This is a genomic window from Arcobacter lacus (genome assembly GCF_003063295.1).
GTDB lineage: Bacteria > Campylobacterota > Campylobacteria > Campylobacterales > Arcobacteraceae > Aliarcobacter > Aliarcobacter lacus.
The window spans coordinates 130,784-149,739 of sequence record NZ_MUXF01000001.1 but is presented as its reverse complement, the minus strand read 5'-3'; the positions used below and the strand labels follow the sequence as shown (position 1 = coordinate 149,739).

Here is an 18,956-nt window from a genome sequence, read left to right as displayed (position 1 = left end):
TAGTTTGTTTTATTATAGCAGATAATTCCTAAGCTGTAATTAGATAGAATGTCTTTTTTATGATAAAGGATATTAGAATGATAAAAAGTTTGAAGCTAAAAGGTTTGTTATTAGTTACTTGTGCTACTTTTGTATTTACAGGTTGTTCTTCTAAAAGTGAACAAGAATATAATAAACCAGCCTTATATTGGTACAATAAAATGATGAAACAAATAGCATCAGGAGATTTAGATGAAGCTGATGATACATATACATCATTAGAAAGTGAACATAGAAATTCACCATATATTCCGACAGCAATTATGATTTTAGTAAATGCTCATATCGAAGAAGAAGAGTATGCTTTAGCAAATTTTTATTTAGATGAATACATCAAAAAATTTGGACTAAGCAAAGATATTGACTATGCAAGATATTTAAAAATCAAAGCAAATTTTTTAGGATTTAAATATCAATTTAGAGATCAACAACTAATAGATGATACTTTAACTCAAATTCAAGAGTTTAAAGAAAAATACAAAAACTCACCATATATGCCTTTAGTTGACACTATAAATTCAAGATTATATATGTCAAAAGCAAGTTTTGATCAAGAAATTTCTGAGCTTTACACAAGAAGAGACAAACCACTTGGAACAGAGTTCTATGAAGAAAAAGTAAAAGAATCTTGGGTTGATAATTCTGAAATTGAACCTGTAAAAGTACCATTTTATAGATCTATTTTTGAATAAAATTTAATACGATTTATGAATTTTAGGAGTTGAATTAAAATATGGAATTAAAAAATTATGAAGAATTTCCACAAACTATACCACTAATTATTGAAGATGATATATTTTTATACCCTTTTATGATTGCTCCTTTATTTTTAAGTAATGAGCAAAATATAAAAGCTGTTGAGTATGCAATAGAACATAATAAATTAGTTATGGTTACAGTTTCTAAAGCATCAAAAGAGGGTAAAAGAGAAAAAGACTCTTTTTATGATGTTGGAGTTGTAGGAAATATTATGAGAAAAGTATCTTTGCCTGATGGTAAAATAAAAGTGCTTTTCCAAGGTTTAACTAAAGGAAAAATTTTAGATTTTGCAAGTGAGCAACCGCTTTTTGTAAATGTTGATACTTTAAAAAATGAAGAACCAAATGAAGAAAGTATAAAATCTGTAATCGAAGTATTAATAGAAAATGTAAAAAAATTATCAAAATTAAATATTAAATTTCCTGCTGATTTAGTAAAAACTATAGAAGAAAATGATGATCCAGTAAGAATTGCAGATTTGATATCTTCAGTTTTAAAAGTAAAAAAAGAAGAAGCTTATAAACTATTTTCTCAAACAAATATTGAACAAAGATTATTTGATATTATAGAAGTTATTAAAAAAGAGATAGAATCATTTAAAATCCAAAAAGAAATTACTCAAAAAGTAAACTCAAAAATAGAAAAAACACATAAAGATTATTTTTTAAAAGAGCAAATAAAAGCTATCCAAAAAGAACTTGGAACAGATAATCAAAAAGAAATAGAGATAAAATCTTATAAAAAAAGATTAAAAGCTAAAAAAGAGTTTATGGATAAAGAGGCTTATAAAGAGACTAAAAGACAACTTGATAAATTAAGTAGAATGAATCCTGATTCTCCTGATGCATCTTTACTTCAAACTTATGTTGAACAAGTTTTAGATATTCCTTTTGGAGAATATGCAAACGAAAAAATTTCTGTAAAAAATGTAGAAGAGCAGCTAAATAAAGATCATTACTCTTTGATAAAAGCAAAAGAGAGAATTAGTGAATATTTTGCAGTAAAACAACTTTTAGAGCAAAGAAATATTGAAGATTTAAAATCAAAAGGTACTGTTTTATGTTTTGTAGGACCTCCAGGAGTTGGTAAAACTTCTTTAGCAAACTCTATTTCTCAAGCGCTAAAACGACCTTTAATAAGAGTAGCTTTAGGTGGAATGGAAGATGTAAATGAACTTAGAGGACATAGAAGAACTTACGTTGGAGCAATGCCAGGAAGATTAGTTAAAGGTTTGATTGATGCAAAAAAAATGAATCCAGTTATGGTTTTAGATGAGATTGATAAACTTGGTTCTAATCATAGAGGTGATCCAACAGCTGTAATGTTAGAAATTTTAGACCCAGAACAGAACCATGAATTTAGAGATTTATATTTAAACTTTCCAATTGATTTATCTCAAGTTATATTTGTTTCAACAGCAAATGATGCAAGAAGAATTCCAGCACCTTTAAGAGATAGAATGGAATTTATAGAGATATCTTCTTATACTCCAGAAGAAAAATATCATATTGCAAAAGATTATCTGATTCCTCAAGAGTTAGAAAAACATGGACTTAAAAAAACGGAAGTAAGTATCAATAAAGCAACTATTGAATTAATCATATCAAAATATACAAGAGAGGCTGGAGTTAGAAATTTAAGAAGAACTTTTTCTAAAATATTTAGAAAAGTTGTAAAACAAATTTTAAATGACTCAACAATAGAAAAAGTAACTATTGGAACAAAAGATTTAAAAGCTTATTTAGATAATCCAATTTTTGAAATTGACCCAGCTGAAAAGAAAAATTCTATTGGAATTGCAAATGGATTAGCTTGGACAGCAGTTGGTGGAGATGTTTTAAAAATCGAAGCAATTAAGCTAAAAGGAAAAGGAAATCTAACTGTTACAGGAAATCTTGGTGATGTAATGAAAGAGTCTTCAAGAATTTCATATTCTGTTGTAAAAGTTTTAATAGATAATAAAGTTCTAAAAATTGATGAAAAAATTATTCCTAAATCTGTAAAAGAAGAAGAGGAAAATGAAAAGCTTGATTGTAGTGAAATATATAAAAGATATGATATTCACTTACATATTCCAGAAGGTGCAACACCAAAAGATGGACCAAGTGCAGGTATAACTATGGCACTTGCAATAGCTTCAATTTTAAGTGATAAAGCTATAAAAGCAGATGTTGCAATGACAGGAGAACTTACACTTTCTGGTAAAGTTTTACCAATTGGTGGATTAAAAGAGAAATTAATCGCAGCATATAAAGCAAAAATGAAAAAAGCTTTAGTTCCTAGAAAAAATTTTGATAGAGATTTGGATGAAATTCCAGATGAAGTAAAAAATGCAATGGAAATAAAAGCTGTTGATACAATAGAAGATGTTTTAAAAGAGGCTTTAGTTTAATAGATGCTAAACTTTAGTAAAAAAGATTTTACAGCAACAAATGTAATTATTATAATTACAGTTTTATTTTATTTAATCCAAATAAATGTACAACAAGGAAGTTTACTATTTGGATTAAATTTATACTTTTTGATTGGTGGTTTTTATTGGCAACCACTAACTTCTATGTTTTCTCACGGTGGAATCGCTCACTTAGCTATGAATATGTTTGTACTTTGGCAATTTGGTAATTATGTAGAAAGATCAAGAGGTGCAAAAGCTTTTGTTTTATTGTATTTAATAACAGGAGTTTTAACTTCTCTTTTCTCATTTTTATATATCTTTTTTTTAGATATTACTGTAAATTTAGTAGGAGCAAGTGGAGCGATTTGTGCTATTTTAGGATATGTTGCATACTTTGATAAAGTTCAAAGAAGTGGAATTATAACTTGGATTTTACTAATCTCTGTTGCTCCTTTACTTATTGGACTTCCTATTGCTTGGTATGCTCACTTTATTGGACTAGCTATTGGATTTATTTATGCAATAATTGATAAATCTATACTTTTAAAAAAATACAAAAGATGAAAAAATCAATTTTATTTGTATGTTTAGGAAACATTTGTCGTTCTCCTTTAGCTCATGGTATTGCACAAGAATATATAAATAAAAAACAACTTGATATTTTAGTAGATAGTGCTGGAACTGGTTCTTGGCATATTGGTGAAGCTCCTTGTGAAAACTCAATAAAAGTTGCATTGTTAAATGGTGTTGATATATCAAAACAAAAAGCAAGACAAGTGAAAAAAGATGATTTTCAAAAGTTTGATTTAGTTATTGCACTTGATGATAATAACTTAAAAGATTTGAAGAATTTAGGTTGTAAAAATCCCCTAAAACTTGGAGATTTTGGATATAAAGGAGCTTGTGTTCCTGATCCATACTACTTTAGAGATTTTGAAGATTTTAAAAATGTTTATTCTATGATTGAAACTTGTGTTAAGAACTTAATAAAAGACAAAATTTAGTTACCTAATTTAGATAATATTTTGTTACAAATTTTAATAATATCTTCTTGTTCTTCACTACTTAGTTCAATTTTACACTCCATATTTTTGAAAATATGAGCTGTTTTATCTTTCAAATCTTTCCCTTCTTTTGTTAATTTTATTATTTTCCCTCGTTCATCGCTTAATGATTGAGTTCTGATAATATAAGACTTTTCTTCTAATCTTTTTAAAATAGGTGTTAGTGTAGCCGAATCAAAAAATGTCTCTTTGCTTATATCTTTTATCAGTATATTATCATTGTTCCAAAGTGTCATCATCACTAAATATTGAGCATAAGTTAGTTGAAATTCTTCTAGATGAGGTCTATATTCTCTAATCATTGCATTTGATGTTGAATTCAATAAAAAGCAAATCATTTTAGAGAAATCAAATTCTTTATTTTTCATATTTTACCTTTGAAATTTTATGAATAATTATAACAAAATATATCTTGTGTACAAACTAATTGACAAATAAATAGATTTTTGTTAATATTACTTTGTGTGCAAAATATTAGCTAACAAAATAAATATAAAAAGGATAAATATGCAATTAGCAAACTTCAATGGAATAGTCTCAAATTTATTAGAAGATATTACTCCTATAGAAATTACAAAAGGTGTGAGCCAATACATACTTTGGCAAAATAATGATGGAAAATTAACAGCTATTTATAAATTTGAAAAAAATAGTAAACTACCATTTCTTGATGAACACAATTTATTTGATGAACATATTTTTGTAATATCAGGAGCTTTTAATGATGGTAATAAAAAATATAAAGAGGGTTCATTTATAATAAATCCTAAAGGAACTTCTCACATTCCTCAATCAGAAGAAGGATGTACTATTTTAGTAACAAATGAATAATGATTTAAAACTAAAGATGCTTAAATTAATTAAGCACTTTTAGTGTTTCTATAAGTTTATTTGAAATTTCAATTAATTCATTTGAATTATCTTTTGTTTTTTCAGCTTCTTTTTCTGTGTTACTTGCACTATTTGATACTCTTACCATATTATCTGTAATTTGATTTAAAGTATGGCTTGTTTCATTTGCTGTACTTGCTAACTCATTTGTAATATTTTTTTGTTCTTTTACTGCATTTGATATATTTGATGACATTGAACTTATCTCTTCAACTATACTATCAATATGATGAATAGAATCAAGAGAATTTTTTACTAAAGATTGAATATATTCAATAGCAGCTGTTATATCTTTTGCTGCATCATTTGATCTTGTTGCTAGGTTTCTTACTTCTTGTGCAACAACGGCAAAACCTTTTCCTGCTTCTCCAGCAGTTGCTGCTTCAACAGCTGCATTTAAAGATAAAATATTTGTTTGGAATGCAATTTGTGTGATAATATTGATTGTATCACCAATTTTAGTTGATTCTTCATTTAGTTTAACTATTGCAAGTGCAGTATCTTTTGATTGTTCTTTTGCTTCTAATGCAATCTTTTCACTTTGTAAAGTTGTATCAGCAATGTTTGTAATAGAAGATAATACTACTTCTATTTTTTTAGATAGCTCTTGAACAGCTTGGTTTAACTCTTCAATAGATACAGTTGTTTCTTGTGAGTTCTCCATACTTATTTTTGCTTCTTTTACCATTGTTGTAGAAGCACCTTTTAAATGAGTTAAAGATTCTGTTAAATCTTCTATCTCTTTTCCTATTTGGAACATTGTATTTTTTTTCAAAGTTATATCTGTTGCATATTTAACAACTTTAAAAGGAACACCATCTAAATCTAAAATAGGATTATAACTTGCTTGTATCCAAACTCTTCTTCCGTCTTTTCCTATTCTTAAATATTCGCCTGCATCATATTGACCACTATTTAACTTTTTCCAAAAATCTTTATATTCATTTGAATTTTTATATGATTCTTCACAAAAAATACTATGATGTTTTCCAACAATTTCATCTAATGAATAACCTAAAGTATTTAAGAAGTTTTTATTTGCATTTATAACTATGCCATTCATATCAAACTCAATAACTGCTTGAGATTTATTTATTGCATTTATTTGTCCAAGATAGTATAAATCTTTTAGTCTTCTTTTTGTGATGTCTTGCGCAAGTTTGATAATTTCTACAATTTTTCCATTATTATCTACTATTGGCATATAAGTTGCTCTTAGAAAAACAGCTTCACCATCTTTTTTTATTCTTTTAAATTCTGAAGTAATAGATTTACCTTTATTTAAAGTATCCCAAGCTTCTTGATACTCTTTACTTTCGACAAATCTTTTATCACAAAACATTCTATGATGTTTTCCAACTATTTCATTTAAACTATAACCCATAATATCAAGAAAAATTTTATTAGCTTCTTTTACGGTTCCATTTAAATTAAATTTTATAACTGCATAATTTTGATCGATAGCTTTTAGTTGAAGTTTATCCTCTTTATTCGAAAAAAACATAAATTCTCCTATAATAGTTAGTAAAAGATTTTATCTATTATAGAATTAAACTAATGTTAATAAGAAATTATAAATAAAATATTAAAAACTATTAAAGCTCTTTTACCATTTTATAAAGAGCTTTTATAAATATATCTCTTTCATTTTTTGTTAAAACAGAATAGATACTTTCTTGAAAAGAAGATATATCAGCAAAGAGTTTTTCACAAGTTTCTTTTCCGAAAGGTGTGAGTTGTAATAACTTGCTTCTTTTATCAAATTCATTGTCAATTCTTAAAATTAGTTTTTTATCTTCCAATTTATTTAGTATTTTTGTAATTGCACCAGTTGAAAAAAGAAGTTTTTCATAAAGAATAGTTGGAGATATTTTATACTCTTCATCACCTGAAACTAAAGTTGTTATAAGTACGTCAAACTCACTATTTGTTAGATTATATTTATTTAACTCAATTTTAGAAATTTTTTGAAGCATTAGATTGTTTACTAAAAAAAGAGGCAGAGTAATTTCTAATGAATCACTATAATTTTCTTTTAATTTTATCTTATGCTCATTTATATCATTTTTTATGTTTTGTACATTCATGAAAGAATTATATATAAAATAACATTATTCTAATATTAATATATTTATCTTACTAGTAAGATATTATTAAGATAAATAGAGATAAGATTTTGATGGTTATAAACCATTTTACAAAAGGAAAAATATGAAAAAAAGACAAAGTTTATTTTATCTATTAGTTACGATATGTTTTTTTACTTTTTGTAATGCGAATGAAGAAAAAGGAGAAAAATTGATTAATTATAAACCAACATTGAGTTTAAAAGGTGCAAAAAATTATATTCATGCTGCTCAAAAAATTGCAACAAAAAAAGATCTAAATTTGAGTATAGCAGTTGTTGATTCATCAGGAAATTTATTGGCTTTTTCAAGAATGGACGAAGCAAGTTTAGTAACAACTGAAGTTGCAATTCAAAAAGCAAAAACAGCAGCTTTACTAAAAACACCTTCAAAACTATTTGAAGATATGATAAATAGTGGTGATATCTCTATGTCAAAAACACCAAATATTACTCCATTACAAGGTGGAATTCCAATATTTTACAAAGGTGAATTATGTGGAGCAGTAGGAATTAGTGGTGCAAAAGGTGATATTGACAATAGTGTAGCTTTAGAAACAGTTGAAGCTGTAAATCTTGAAAAGGAATAAAAATGAATAATGTAGAAAATAAAAAAGTATTAATAATAGGTGGAACTTCTGGATTTGGTTTAGAAAGTTGTAAAACATTACTTTCTAAAGGTGCAAACGTAATAATAACTGGACGTGACAAAGATAAATTAGAAAATGTAGTAAAAGAGTTAAAAACTATTAATAAAAATATTGAAGGAAAAGTTTTAGATGCATCAAAAGAAGAGAATATAAAAAGTTTCTTTGAAGAGATTGAAAATTTTGATTATATGATTTCTATGGCTGGTGGTTTTATGGGAGGAGGTTTTTTAGATACTTCTTACGAAACTATAAAAAATGCAATTGATGAAAAACTTTTTGCAAATTTAAAAATTGCAAGATATGCTTCAAATAAAATAAATGATAATGGTTCTTTAGTATTTACAGCTGGTAGTGGTGGAAGAGCTGATAATGCCTCAGGAGCAATTATAGGAAATGAATCTATTAGTACAATGGTGCGAGGTTTAGCTGTTGAGTTATCAAAAAGAAAAATAAGAGTAAATGCAGTTGCTCCAACTTGGACAAAAACACCATTATGGAGAAATATGAATAAAGATGAAGTTAAAGGTATTGAAGAGTATTTTTCAAATACAATTCCTCTTGGAAGAACTGCAACTATTGAAGAGGTATCTTCTGCATATATTTTCTTGATAGAAAATAGTTTTATAAATGGTCAAACATTAAAAATTGATGGTGGATTAACACTTTTATAAATTTTATTGATTGCTTTTACATATAGTTCTTTTAGGTATATTTTTGGTATTCTAATTTATATAATTTAGTATTTTATTAGAATAAGCAATGAAATAAAAGGAATGAAATGAAGTATTTTGGTTTTAATTTAAAATTAGTAGTTTCAATTTTTGTAGTTTTACTATTTTTTGCTTCAAATTCAATTTTAGCTAGAATGGCTATTTCTACACAAAATATAGATGCATTCTCTTTTACTTTTTTGAGAATTGCATCTGCTATGTTTATTCTTTTCACTATATATTTTTATAAAAATAGAAATTTTAAAATAGGATTAAAATCTAACTATCTTAGTGGATTTATGTTTTTTTTATATGCTATTTGTTTTTCATATTCATATATAAATATGCTTGCAGGTATTGGAACTTTGATTTTATTTGCAGTTGTTCAATTAACTATGATTATTTTGGCTTTGTTTTTTAATGAAAAATTAACTTTTAATAAAATTATTGGAATACTCATAGCTTTTTGTGGATTAGCATATCTTTTATATCCCAAAGATGATTTTTCTATCTCATATTTTCATACTTTTCTGATGTTTTTATCAGGAATTGGTTGGGCAGTATTTAGTGTTCTTGGAAAAAAATCAAAAGACACAATTTTAAATGCTACAGATAGTTTTTTTAAAGCTTTTATTTTTACTATGATTTTTGCTATTTTTTATTTAACTTTTTTTGAAAATAGTATTAAAATAAATCTTGCTACTTTTATTATGGCAACTATTTCAGGTTCTATTACAACTGCTTTTGGAGTATTTCTTTTGTATGCAATTTTACCTAAAATAGAGATTATGACAGCGAGCATTATTCAGTTATTAGTACCAATAATTGCTATATTTTTAAGTATTATATTCTTAAGTGAAAGTTTAAGTTTTGAACTATTTCTTTCTACTATTATAATTCTTTTTGGAATATTTATAGCTTTATATAAAAAAACAAGATAATTTCATTATCAATTCATATAAACATATAAAACAAATGGAATGTAAAATAGTGAGATTATAGTTGAAATAAAAACTGCCATTGACATTTTTTCAGGCTTCACATTTAATATTGTTGCTACAGTTACAGTATTTCCAGCAAGTGGAACAATACTAAATAAAAACATAATCATATAAAAATCTTTATCTAAAAAGTGTATAAAGTTTTTGTCAAAATATATAAATAATAAAGTTGCAACTGGCCAAAGTATAAATTTTATAATTAGTGTAAATGAAATAAATTTTATATCAAATGAGTTACTTGAACGAAACTTTTCCATTCCCATTCCTACTAACATCATTCCAAGTATTGCATATGTTCCTTTTAAGAAATCACTATAACTTAAAAACATATCTGGAATTTTTATTTCATTTAAATTTAATATTATTCCTAAGATAAACGCATAAATAACAGGAAGTTTTAAAACTTTTTTAAAACTCTCTTTTGCACTAAAATTACCTTTTGCCGTAATGTAATATCCTACAGAATTTTGATATAAAATAGAAGCTAAAATTGAAAAAATAAATATATCCACTAATTTAGGTTCTAAAAATAAAATAGCTAAAGGAATACCGATATTCCCTGTATTTCCAGTAGAAGTACTAAAAGCTAATAAATTTGCAGTGTTATCACTATATATTTTTTTAAATAAATATAGAAGAGTAAAAGCTAAAATTGTACTAAATATAAAAAATGAAATAGGTAGAAATAGTACTTGTAAATTGAGTTTTACACTTACTGTAGCATTAAAAACTATTAATGGAGCTAAAATAAAAAGTAAAATTTTTGCAATAGTTTCTTTATCGCATTTAAGTTTATAAGTGCTTATAAATCCTAAAAAAACACTAAAATAAAGAGGAATAATTTTTCCTAAAAGAGTAAAAAAGACAGACATCAAGATAACCTTATATAAATTATTTGTTAGTATATACAATCATAATATATAATGTCAAATAATGAAAAAGATTAAATTAGTTTATAAAACTAAGAACTTTTGTTCTTAGTTTCTTTGAATTAGATTCTTGCTTTGATGTTATTTTTATTGATAGTATCAATTAATTGAGTAAGTTTAGCAACTTTTTCTTCTTCTTCTTTGATATTATCTTCACTATGAAGTGTGAAAAGTTCCATTTTTGTATCAAGATAATTTGTAGTAAATATACCATCTTTAAAATCTTGATCTCTTACGATTTCTCTATGTAAAGGAATATTTGTAGGGAAACCTTCAATATAAAACTCATCTAAAGCTCTTTTTGCTTTTTTAACAGCACCTTCCCAATCTAAAGCCCAAACGATAAGTTTTCCAACCATAGAATCATAGTTCGGTGGAACTTTGTATCCTGTATAAAGTGCAGAGTCAAGTCTTACTCCTGGACCACCTGGAGTTAAATATTTACTAACTGTTCCAACTGATGGCATAAATCCTTTTTGTGGATTTTCAGCATTGATTCTGAATTCTATTGAATATCCTCTAAAGTTAATCTCTTCTTGTAAGAATATCATCTTATCACCTTCAGCAATTTGAATCATTCTTTGAATAATATCAACTCCTGTGATAGTTTCAGTTACTGGATGTTCAACTTGAACTCTTGTATTCATCTCAATAAAATAGATGTTGTCATCTGGATCAAGTAAAAATTCAACTGTTCCAACACTTTCATAACCAAGTTTGAACATAGCTTTTGTAGCGATTCTATATAACTCTTTTCTAGCTTCATTATTTAATCTTGGAGAAGGAGCAATTTCAATAACTTTTTGGTGTCTTCTTTGAATAGAACAATCTCTTTCACCTAAATGAAGAACGTTTCCATATTTATCTGCAATAACTTGAATTTCTATATGTCTTGGATTTTCAACATATTTTTCAATAAATGCTTCACCACGACCAAAATATTTTTTAGCTTCATTTGAGGCACTTTCAAATAGTTCTTTGAAGTCTTTTTCTTCTCTTACTATTCTCATTCCTCTTCCTCCACCACCAAATGCAGCTTTGATGATAACTGGGAAACCAATTTGTTTTGCTATTTTAGCACCTTCTTCAATATCAATGATTGGTTCATCAGTACCTTCAAGAACAGGAACACCAACTTTTTTCATAGCTACTTTTGATGCCATTTTATCACCGAAAAGTTCTATGTGTTCAGGTTTTGGACCAATAAAAATAATTCCATTTTCTTCACAAGCTCTTGCAAAATCTGCATTTTCACTTAAAAAACCATATCCTGGGTGAATTGCATCACATTCTGCTTTTTTTGCAATTGAGATAATCTTACTGTAATCAAGATATGCTTGAACAACATCTCCCATAATTGGGTAACATTCGTCTGCTTTTCTTACCCAAATTCCTTCAACATCAACTTCTGAAAATATCGCAACACTCTTTATCTCAAGCTCTTTACAAGCTCTAATAATTCTCAGTGCAATCTCTCCTCTATTTGCAATAAGTACTTTTTGAATTTTTTTCATTTATCTATACCCTTAATTTTTAATATTTGAAATTGTAGAGTTTTTTTTAAATAATTTCTTTTTAATTATTGCTAATTTTATAGTTGGATATTGCTAATTTATAAAATTTATCTTATTAATCAAAGTAAGAATTTTTATTTTGAGTTATTTAAAAGTAAAAAAATAAAGTGTAATTATGTTAGTAAAAAAGTAATTTTAAGTGTAGAATTATTAGTTTATATAAATATGAGACATAAGGCTACAATAAGGTTAAAAACCTATTGCAGCTCCGCTAACTCCCATTATCTCTTTTGCATCTTCACTCATCATTGAAGGGTCCCAAACAGGTTCAAATACAAGATTTACTTTTACTTCATCTACTTCATCTACAGCCATTGTTACATATCTTACTTGTTCTAGTAAACTATCTGCAACAGGACAAGTTGGACTTGTAAGTGTCATATCTATCTCGCAATATAAATAATTACTTCTCTCTTCAAGATTTATTTCATATATTAATCCAAGATTGTAAACATCTGCTGGAATTTCTGGGTCATATACTTTTTTTAAATTTTCTATTATTTTTTCTTTTACATTCTCTAAATCAAAAACTTTATCTTCCATTTTAAATCCTTAAGCTTTTAAAGCATACTCTTTTATTTTTTTTATCATTCCAATAACTCCACTTTGTCTATTTGGAGTTATAACTTCACTTAAATTTAGTTCATGAACTATGTCCATATCAACATCTTTTAATTCTTGTATAGTTGAACCAGAAAAAATTTGAAGTATCATATAAACTAAACCTTTTACTATTATTGCATCACTTGTTCCGTAAAAATATAATTTTCCATCTTTATTTTCACAAGTTAACCAAACTTGAGAAGTACAACCATGAACTATATTTTCAGGAGTTTTATCTTTTTCATCAAACTCTTCTAACTTTTTACCTAAATCTATAATATATTCATATTTTGCTAGTTCATCATCAAAAAAATCTAAATCATCTTTTATCTCTTCAACTCTTTGTTCTATTGTACTCATATCAATCCCTTAACATATTCAAAGCTTTTTTTAGTGCAGTTATAAGATTATCAACATCTACATAATCATTATAAAAAGAGATACTAACTCTTATTGTTCCTTTTATTCCAAGTTTTTTCATAATTGGTTGAGCACAGTGATGACCAACTCTTACTGCAATTTTCATCTTATCTAAAAGTATTCCAATATCATCGTGAACTATACCTTTGAAATTGAAACTTCTACTTCCTACACAATTTTCTAAATCATTATAAAATACAATATCAGGAAGTTTTGCTAACTCTTCATCTAAATATTTAAAAACATTATGTTCTATACTTTGTATATTTTCATATTTTACATAATTTAAGTATTCTAAAGCTTTTCCAAATCCTATAACACCAGCTATATTTTGAGTTCCTGCTTCAAATTTATAAGGAGAATCAAGTAAAGTTGAACCACTAAAATCAACTTCGTGAATAGTTGCTCCTCCTGTTTGATATGGTTTTACATCTTTTAGATATTTTTCTTTTATATAAATTGCTCCAACTCCTGTTGGTGCAAAAGTTTTGTGTCCTGAAATTGCAAAAAAATCAACATCAAGTGCTTGTACATCAATACTTGTATGAGCTAAACTTTGAGCACCATCAATCATAACTACCGCACCATAAGAGTGTGCAAGTTTTGTAATAGCTTCTATATCATGGATTTTTCCAAAAGCATTTGAAATATGCGTGATACTTACAAAAGCATTTGGCTTTGCTTTTAAAAGTTCTTCAAAATGATTCATATCAAAATTTAAGTTATCATCACAATTTACAACTTCAAGTCCCAAACCTAAAGTTCTTCCTTGCATATGCCAAGGAACAATATTTGAGTGGTGTTCTAAACTTGAAATTATTACAGTCTTAAAATCTTTTGCAAATGAAGTTGCTATAAAATTTAAAGATTCTGTAACACCTTTTGTGAAGATGATTTCTTCTTTTTTAGAAGCATTAATAAACTCTTTTAATATTTTTCTAGTTTTTTCAAACTCTAAAGTTGCTTTGTTTGCATCACCAAAGTTACTTCTATGTGTATTTGAACAATAGTGCTCATAATACTCAACTTGCGAATCAATAACACTTTTAGGTTTTTGTGTTGTTGCTCCATTGTCTAAATATGTAGTTTTCGAATTTTGAAAATATGGAAAATCATTTTTAAACATATTTTTCCTTTTTATAGTTTTCTATAAATTCTTTTATTTTTTCATCTTTTATATTATCTTTGATTGAACTTTCAAATGCATTAAGAAGCATATCATAAGCTTTTTCTTTTCTAATTCCTCTTGATTGAAGATATAAAAGTTGTTCTTCATTTAAAGTTCCAGTTGTTGCTCCATGACTTGCTTCTAGTTCATCTATATATATTTCAAGATGAGGTTGTGCAAAAATAGTTGCATCATCACTTAATAAAATTGTATTACAATTTTGAAATGCTTTTGTAAATTGAGCATTTTGATTTACAATAGATTTTATTTTTATAACAGCTCTTGATTTATCTTTTAAACTATTTTTATAATTTACAAAACTTGTTGAATTTTTCTCATTATGAATAGTTTTTACTAAAGTTGAAGTATTAGAACTATCTTTTAGTTTTGTTAAACCATTTAATTCATAATTTATAAACTCTTTATTTATGATATTTTCAAAGCTATTTACTATAAATCCTTCTCCAAACTCAAAATTTGAGATTTCAAGATTTGAATTTTCATTTTGTTCACAAGAAGTAGCAAAAATCATAGAATTTGATAAATCTATATCTTGAATTTTTACATACTCTAAAGAAGCATTTTTTTCTAAAACTATATTTCTATTAACTGCAAAACAAGAGTTATTTGAACTATTTACAAAAAGTTCGATAATAGAAGCTTTGATATTTTCTTTTACTTCGATTCTAAGAGAATTTGTAAAAAAAGTTTCATCTTCTTTCATGTTATGAATTAAAATAATTGGTTCATTTATAGCTTTGTCTATAACTAAAACTTTTTGGTTTTCATCAAAGTTTTTTACAATAGAAAATAAAATTGATTCATAAGAGTTTTCATCTTTTATTGTCTTTAGATTTTTATCAAATTCAAAATTTTTAACATTTTTAAAATCATAAGAGAATAGGGCTTCAAAATTTATTTTTAAAAACTCTTCATCTCTTTTTTTTGGAAGAGTGATTGTTTTTATTTCATCTATTTTCATCTTTTATTCCTATTGCTTCATAACCTTTTTCATCTAGTTCTAAAGCTAAGTTATAATCTCCTGTTTTTGCTATTTTTCCATCATTTAAAATATGAACAAAATCTGGTTTTATTAATTCAATTAATCTATCATAGTGAGTAATCATCAAAATAGAACGTTTTCCATCAAGCATAGAATTTATAACATTTGCAACAGTTTTGATAGCATCAACATCAAGTCCACTATCGATTTCGTCAAGCATAATCAAATCAGGTTGCAACATAAGAAGTTGAACTAACTCATTTCTTTTCTTTTCTCCACCACTAAAACCATCATTTAAATCTCTTTGTAGAAGTTTTCTATCTATATTAAATTTTGCTGTTTCTTCTTTTATATGTTTTAAAAACTCCATTGCATCAATTGGTTCTAATCCTTGGTAAACTCTTTTTTCATTTAAAGCTGTTTTTAAAAAATAGCTATTATTTACTCCTGGAACTTCAACTGGACTTTGAAAGCTCATAAAAATACCTTCATTTGCTCTTTGTGCAACATCCATTTCAAGTAAGTTTTTATTTTTATAAGTGATTTTTCCTTCATTTACAACACAGTCATAATGAGCACTTAAAGTTTTTACCAAAGTTGATTTTCCTGCACCATTTGTTCCCATAAGAACATGAACTTCACCTTCATTTATCTCTAAATTTAGACCTTTTAAAATCTCTTTATCTTTTATACTAACTTTTAAATCTTCAATTTTTAATAATAATTTTTTACTCATAATTTACCCCACACTTCCTTCAAGTGATATATTTAATAACTCTTTTGCCTCAGCAGCAAACTCCATTGGTAACTCTTTTAAAACCTCTTTACAAAAACCATTCACTATCATAGCTATCGCATTTTCTTCATCAATTCCTCTTTGATTTAAGTAAAAAAGTTGTTCATCAGATATTTTTGAAGTTGTTGCTTCATGCTCTATATTTGCACTACTATTTCTTATTTCATGATATGGATATGTATGAGCTTGACATTTGTGTCCTATTAAAAGTGAGTCACATTCAGATATATTTCTTGCATTTTGTGCATTTTTTCCAACTTTTACAAGTCCTCTATATCCATTTATTCCATGCATTGCTGAAATACCTTTTGAAATAATAGTTGATTTTGTATTTTTTCCAAGATGAATCATTTTTGTTCCAGTATCTGCTTGTTGAGATTTTGAAGCAATAGCAACTGAATAAAACTCTCCAACACTATTATCTCCTTGAAGTACACAAGATGGATATTTCCAAGTTATTGCACTTCCAGTTTCAACTTGTGTCCAAGATATTTTTGAATTATCTCCTTTACACAAACCTCTTTTAGTAACAAAATTTAATATTCCACCTTTTCCTTTATCATCTCCTGGAAACCAGTTTTGAATAGTTGAATATTTTATATGAGCATTTTTTAATGCACATAATTCAACAACTGCTGCGTGAAGTTGTCTTTCATCTCTTGTTGGAGCAGAACAACCTTCATTATAAGATACATAACTATTTTCATCACAGATTATTAAAGTTCTTTCAAATTGTCCTGTATTTAAAGCATTTATTCTAAAATAAGTTGAAAGTTCCATTGGACATCTTGTATTTGGTGGAATATATACAAAACTTCCATCTGTAAATACTGCACTATTTAAACAGGAAAAATAATTATCAACAGTTGGAACAACACTTGCTAAATAATTTTTTACAAGTTCTGGATATTTGTGTGCTGCTTCACTAATTGAACAAAATATAATTCCTAATTTTTCAAGTTCTTCTTGATAAGTTGTTTTTACAGAAACTGAATCAAATACTGCATCAACTGCAACACCAGCTAACTGTTTTTGCTCTTCAAGTGGAATTCCAAGTTTCTCATAAGTTTTTAAAATTTCTGGGTCAACTTCATCAAGTGAATTCAAAGCTCTTTTAGGTGCTGAATAATAAGCTATATCTTGGTAATCAATTTTTGGATATTTTAAGTTCGCCCAAGTTGGCTCTTCCATTTTTAACCATTTTTCATAAGCCTTTAATCTAAAATCTAAAAGCCAAGAAGGTTCATCCTTTTTTGCACTAATTGCTCTTATAACATCTTCATTTAAACCTTTTTCAAAAGTATCACTTTGAACTAAAGTTTCAAATCCTAATTTATATTCTTTGTTTATTACGTCATGTATTTGTTGATTGTCACTCATGACTGCTCCATCTAGTTTTTTAAATAAGACAAAAATTATCCTATTTGGAATATTATCATATTTAGTATACAATGTAAAGGCATATAATTCAATAAATCTTAAAAAATTAATGCTATTGATGATAAAATATCATCTTACTTTAATTAAGTAGTTAATTAAGACAAAATTTATCCTATTTTAAATAGAATACAAGAAAATTTTTTAACATAGTATATTAGGAATTATAAGAATGGAAGTTTATTTAGATAATAATGCAACAACAATGGTTGATCCAAAGGTTTATGAAGAGATGAAACCATTTTTTTGCGATATTTACGGAAATCCAAACTCTTTACATAAATTTGGAGCAGGAACTCACCCTAAAATGGTTGAGGCTTTAAATTTTTTATATGAAGGTATAAATGCTGCTGATGAAGATGATATTATTGTTACAGCAAATGCAACAGAAAGCAATAATGCAGTTTTAAAAGGTATTTGGATAGATAAAATTTTAAATGGTGATAAAAAACATATAATAACAAGCGAAGTTGAACATCCATCAATTACAGCTGTTTGTAGATTTTTAGAAAAACAAGGTGTTAAAGTTACATATTTAAAAGTTAATGAAGAGGGTATTTTAGATGCAAATGCAGTAAAAAATGCTATAAAAGAAGATACAGCTTTAGTTTCAATAATGTGGGCAAACAATGAAACGGGAAAAATTTTCCCAATAAAAGAGATTGGTATGATTTGTAAAGAAGCTGGAATTCCTTTTCATACTGATGCAACTCAGGCTATTGGAAAAATAGTAGTTGATGTTCAAGATGTAAATGTAGATTATTTATCTTTTTCTGCTCATAAGTTTCATGGACCAAAAGGTGTTGGTGGATTATATGTAAGAAAAGGATACTCTTTAACTCCATTGTTACATGGGGGAGAACAAATGGGTGGTTTTAGAGCGGGAACAGTTGATGTTGCTTCAATGGTTGGAATGGGATGGGCTATGAAATTAGCAACTTCAACAATGGCATTAGCTTATGAAAAAAATCATGTGGCAAAATTAAGAGATAAGTTAGAAACTGCAATTTTAGAAATACCTGAAACAATCGTTATTGGGGGAAAAGACAATAGAACACCAAATACTACATTAATTTCTATTAGAGGTGTTGAGGGTGAATCTATGCTTTGGGATTTAAATCAAGCAGGAATTGGTGCAAGTACTGGAAGTGCATGTGCTAGTGAAGATTTAGAAGCAAATCCTGTTATGAATGCATTTGGAAGTGATAGTGAGTTAGCTCATACAGGAGTTAGATTTAGTTTAAGTAGATTTAATACAGAAGAGCAAATTGATTATGCAATTGATGTCATCAAAAAAGCAATTACAAGACTTAGAACAATTTCAAGTTCTTATGCTTATGCACCATCATGTCATAAATCTGGTTTATAAAAATTTGAAGAATATTTAAAGGA

The 18,956-nt window shown here is 26.8% G+C and carries 20 protein-coding genes; 9 read left to right on the top strand and 11 right to left on the bottom strand.

What is annotated here, in order from left to right:
* The first annotated feature begins 77 nt into the window (after positions 1-77).
* From B0175_RS00835 to B0175_RS00820, 4 genes are read left to right on the top strand one after another with little or no spacing between them, the layout of a single operon-like run.
* Complete coding sequence (locus B0175_RS00835; protein ID WP_108526851.1) at positions 78-731, top strand: outer membrane protein assembly factor BamD; 654 nt, start codon at positions 78-80, stop codon at positions 729-731.
* Between the two features lie 41 nt (positions 732-772).
* Positions 773-3,190 carry an endopeptidase La gene (gene lon, locus B0175_RS00830; protein WP_108526850.1) on the top strand — a complete coding sequence of 806 codons (2,418 nt, stop codon included), beginning with the start codon at positions 773-775 and terminating at the stop codon, positions 3,188-3,190.
* A gap of 3 nt (positions 3,191-3,193) precedes the next feature.
* Entirely contained in the window at positions 3,194-3,757 is a 564-nt protein-coding gene (locus B0175_RS00825) for a rhomboid family intramembrane serine protease (RefSeq protein WP_046997519.1), read from the top strand.
* Positions 3,754-4,197: a low molecular weight protein-tyrosine-phosphatase gene (locus B0175_RS00820; RefSeq protein WP_108526849.1), complete on the top strand. Its 444-nt coding sequence runs from the start codon at positions 3,754-3,756 to the stop codon at positions 4,195-4,197. The genes B0175_RS00825 and B0175_RS00820 overlap by 4 nt, the downstream gene beginning before the upstream one ends.
* On the opposite strand, the gene B0175_RS00815 is transcribed toward B0175_RS00820, so the two are convergent.
* Positions 4,194-4,625, bottom strand: coding sequence for a MarR family winged helix-turn-helix transcriptional regulator (locus B0175_RS00815; protein WP_108526848.1), 432 nt, complete (start codon positions 4,623-4,625; stop codon positions 4,194-4,196). The genes B0175_RS00820 and B0175_RS00815 overlap by 4 nt on opposite strands.
* Before the next feature lie 139 nt (positions 4,626-4,764).
* Between B0175_RS00815 and B0175_RS00810 the strand changes: the two genes are divergently transcribed.
* Positions 4,765-5,088, top strand: a complete 324-nt coding sequence (locus tag B0175_RS00810; protein WP_108526847.1) for a cupin domain-containing protein — start codon at positions 4,765-4,767, stop codon at positions 5,086-5,088.
* Between the two features lie 25 nt (positions 5,089-5,113).
* Here B0175_RS00810 and B0175_RS00805 read toward each other — a convergent pair whose 3' ends face one another.
* Together B0175_RS00805 and B0175_RS00800 are read right to left on the bottom strand one after the other, a co-directional pair.
* Positions 5,114-6,652, bottom strand: a complete 1,539-nt coding sequence (locus B0175_RS00805) for a methyl-accepting chemotaxis protein (RefSeq protein WP_108526846.1) — start codon at positions 6,650-6,652, stop codon at positions 5,114-5,116.
* Positions 6,653-6,743: 91 nt separating this feature from the next.
* Positions 6,744-7,235 carry a MarR family winged helix-turn-helix transcriptional regulator gene (locus tag B0175_RS00800; RefSeq protein ID WP_108526845.1) on the bottom strand — a complete coding sequence of 164 codons (492 nt, stop codon included), beginning with the start codon at positions 7,233-7,235 and terminating at the stop codon, positions 6,744-6,746.
* A gap of 124 nt (positions 7,236-7,359) precedes the next feature.
* Between B0175_RS00800 and B0175_RS00795 the strand changes: the two genes are divergently transcribed.
* From B0175_RS00795 to B0175_RS00785, 3 genes are all read left to right on the top strand, one after another.
* A complete protein-coding gene (locus tag B0175_RS00795; protein WP_108526844.1) occupies positions 7,360-7,863 on the top strand; it encodes a GlcG/HbpS family heme-binding protein in 504 nt (167 codons plus the stop codon).
* Positions 7,864-7,865: 2 nt separating this feature from the next.
* Complete coding sequence (locus B0175_RS00790) at positions 7,866-8,594, top strand: SDR family NAD(P)-dependent oxidoreductase (protein ID WP_108526843.1); 729 nt, start codon at positions 7,866-7,868, stop codon at positions 8,592-8,594.
* A 107-nt stretch (positions 8,595-8,701) separates the two neighbouring features.
* Complete coding sequence (locus B0175_RS00785) at positions 8,702-9,574, top strand: DMT family transporter (protein ID WP_108526842.1); 873 nt, start codon at positions 8,702-8,704, stop codon at positions 9,572-9,574.
* An 8-nt stretch (positions 9,575-9,582) separates the two neighbouring features.
* On the opposite strand, the gene B0175_RS00780 is transcribed toward B0175_RS00785, so the two are convergent.
* The 8 genes from B0175_RS00780 to sufB form a co-directional block, all read right to left on the bottom strand.
* Complete coding sequence (locus B0175_RS00780) at positions 9,583-10,506, bottom strand: AEC family transporter (RefSeq protein ID WP_108526841.1); 924 nt, start codon at positions 10,504-10,506, stop codon at positions 9,583-9,585.
* Between the two features lie 119 nt (positions 10,507-10,625).
* Positions 10,626-12,077 (bottom strand): acetyl-CoA carboxylase biotin carboxylase subunit, encoded by a 1,452-nt coding sequence (locus B0175_RS00775; RefSeq protein WP_050071345.1) that lies wholly within the window; start codon positions 12,075-12,077, stop codon positions 10,626-10,628.
* A gap of 249 nt (positions 12,078-12,326) precedes the next feature.
* On the bottom strand, positions 12,327-12,680 hold the full coding sequence (locus B0175_RS00770; protein ID WP_012012388.1) for a metal-sulfur cluster assembly factor: 354 nt from the start codon (positions 12,678-12,680) through the stop codon (positions 12,327-12,329).
* A 9-nt stretch (positions 12,681-12,689) separates the two neighbouring features.
* Complete coding sequence (locus B0175_RS00765) at positions 12,690-13,100, bottom strand: SufE family protein (RefSeq protein WP_004510659.1); 411 nt, start codon at positions 13,098-13,100, stop codon at positions 12,690-12,692.
* A 1-nt stretch (position 13,101) separates the two neighbouring features.
* Positions 13,102-14,286: an aminotransferase class V-fold PLP-dependent enzyme gene (locus tag B0175_RS00760; protein WP_108526840.1), complete on the bottom strand. Its 1,185-nt coding sequence runs from the start codon at positions 14,284-14,286 to the stop codon at positions 13,102-13,104.
* A complete protein-coding gene (locus tag B0175_RS00755; RefSeq protein ID WP_108526839.1) occupies positions 14,279-15,310 on the bottom strand; it encodes a SufB/SufD family protein in 1,032 nt (343 codons plus the stop codon). Before B0175_RS00755 ends, B0175_RS00760 begins: the two co-directional genes overlap by 8 nt.
* Positions 15,297-16,067, bottom strand: coding sequence for a Fe-S cluster assembly ATPase SufC (gene sufC, locus B0175_RS00750; protein ID WP_004510662.1), 771 nt, complete (start codon positions 16,065-16,067; stop codon positions 15,297-15,299). Before sufC ends, B0175_RS00755 begins: the two co-directional genes overlap by 14 nt.
* A 3-nt stretch (positions 16,068-16,070) precedes the next feature.
* Positions 16,071-17,507, bottom strand: coding sequence for a Fe-S cluster assembly protein SufB (gene sufB / locus B0175_RS00745; RefSeq protein WP_108526838.1), 1,437 nt, complete (start codon positions 17,505-17,507; stop codon positions 16,071-16,073).
* Between the two features lie 229 nt (positions 17,508-17,736).
* Here sufB and B0175_RS00740 point away from each other — a divergent pair, with 229 nt between their 5' ends.
* A complete protein-coding gene (locus tag B0175_RS00740) occupies positions 17,737-18,933 on the top strand; it encodes a NifS family cysteine desulfurase (protein WP_108526837.1) in 1,197 nt (398 codons plus the stop codon).
* The last annotated feature ends 23 nt before the right edge of the window (positions 18,934-18,956 follow it).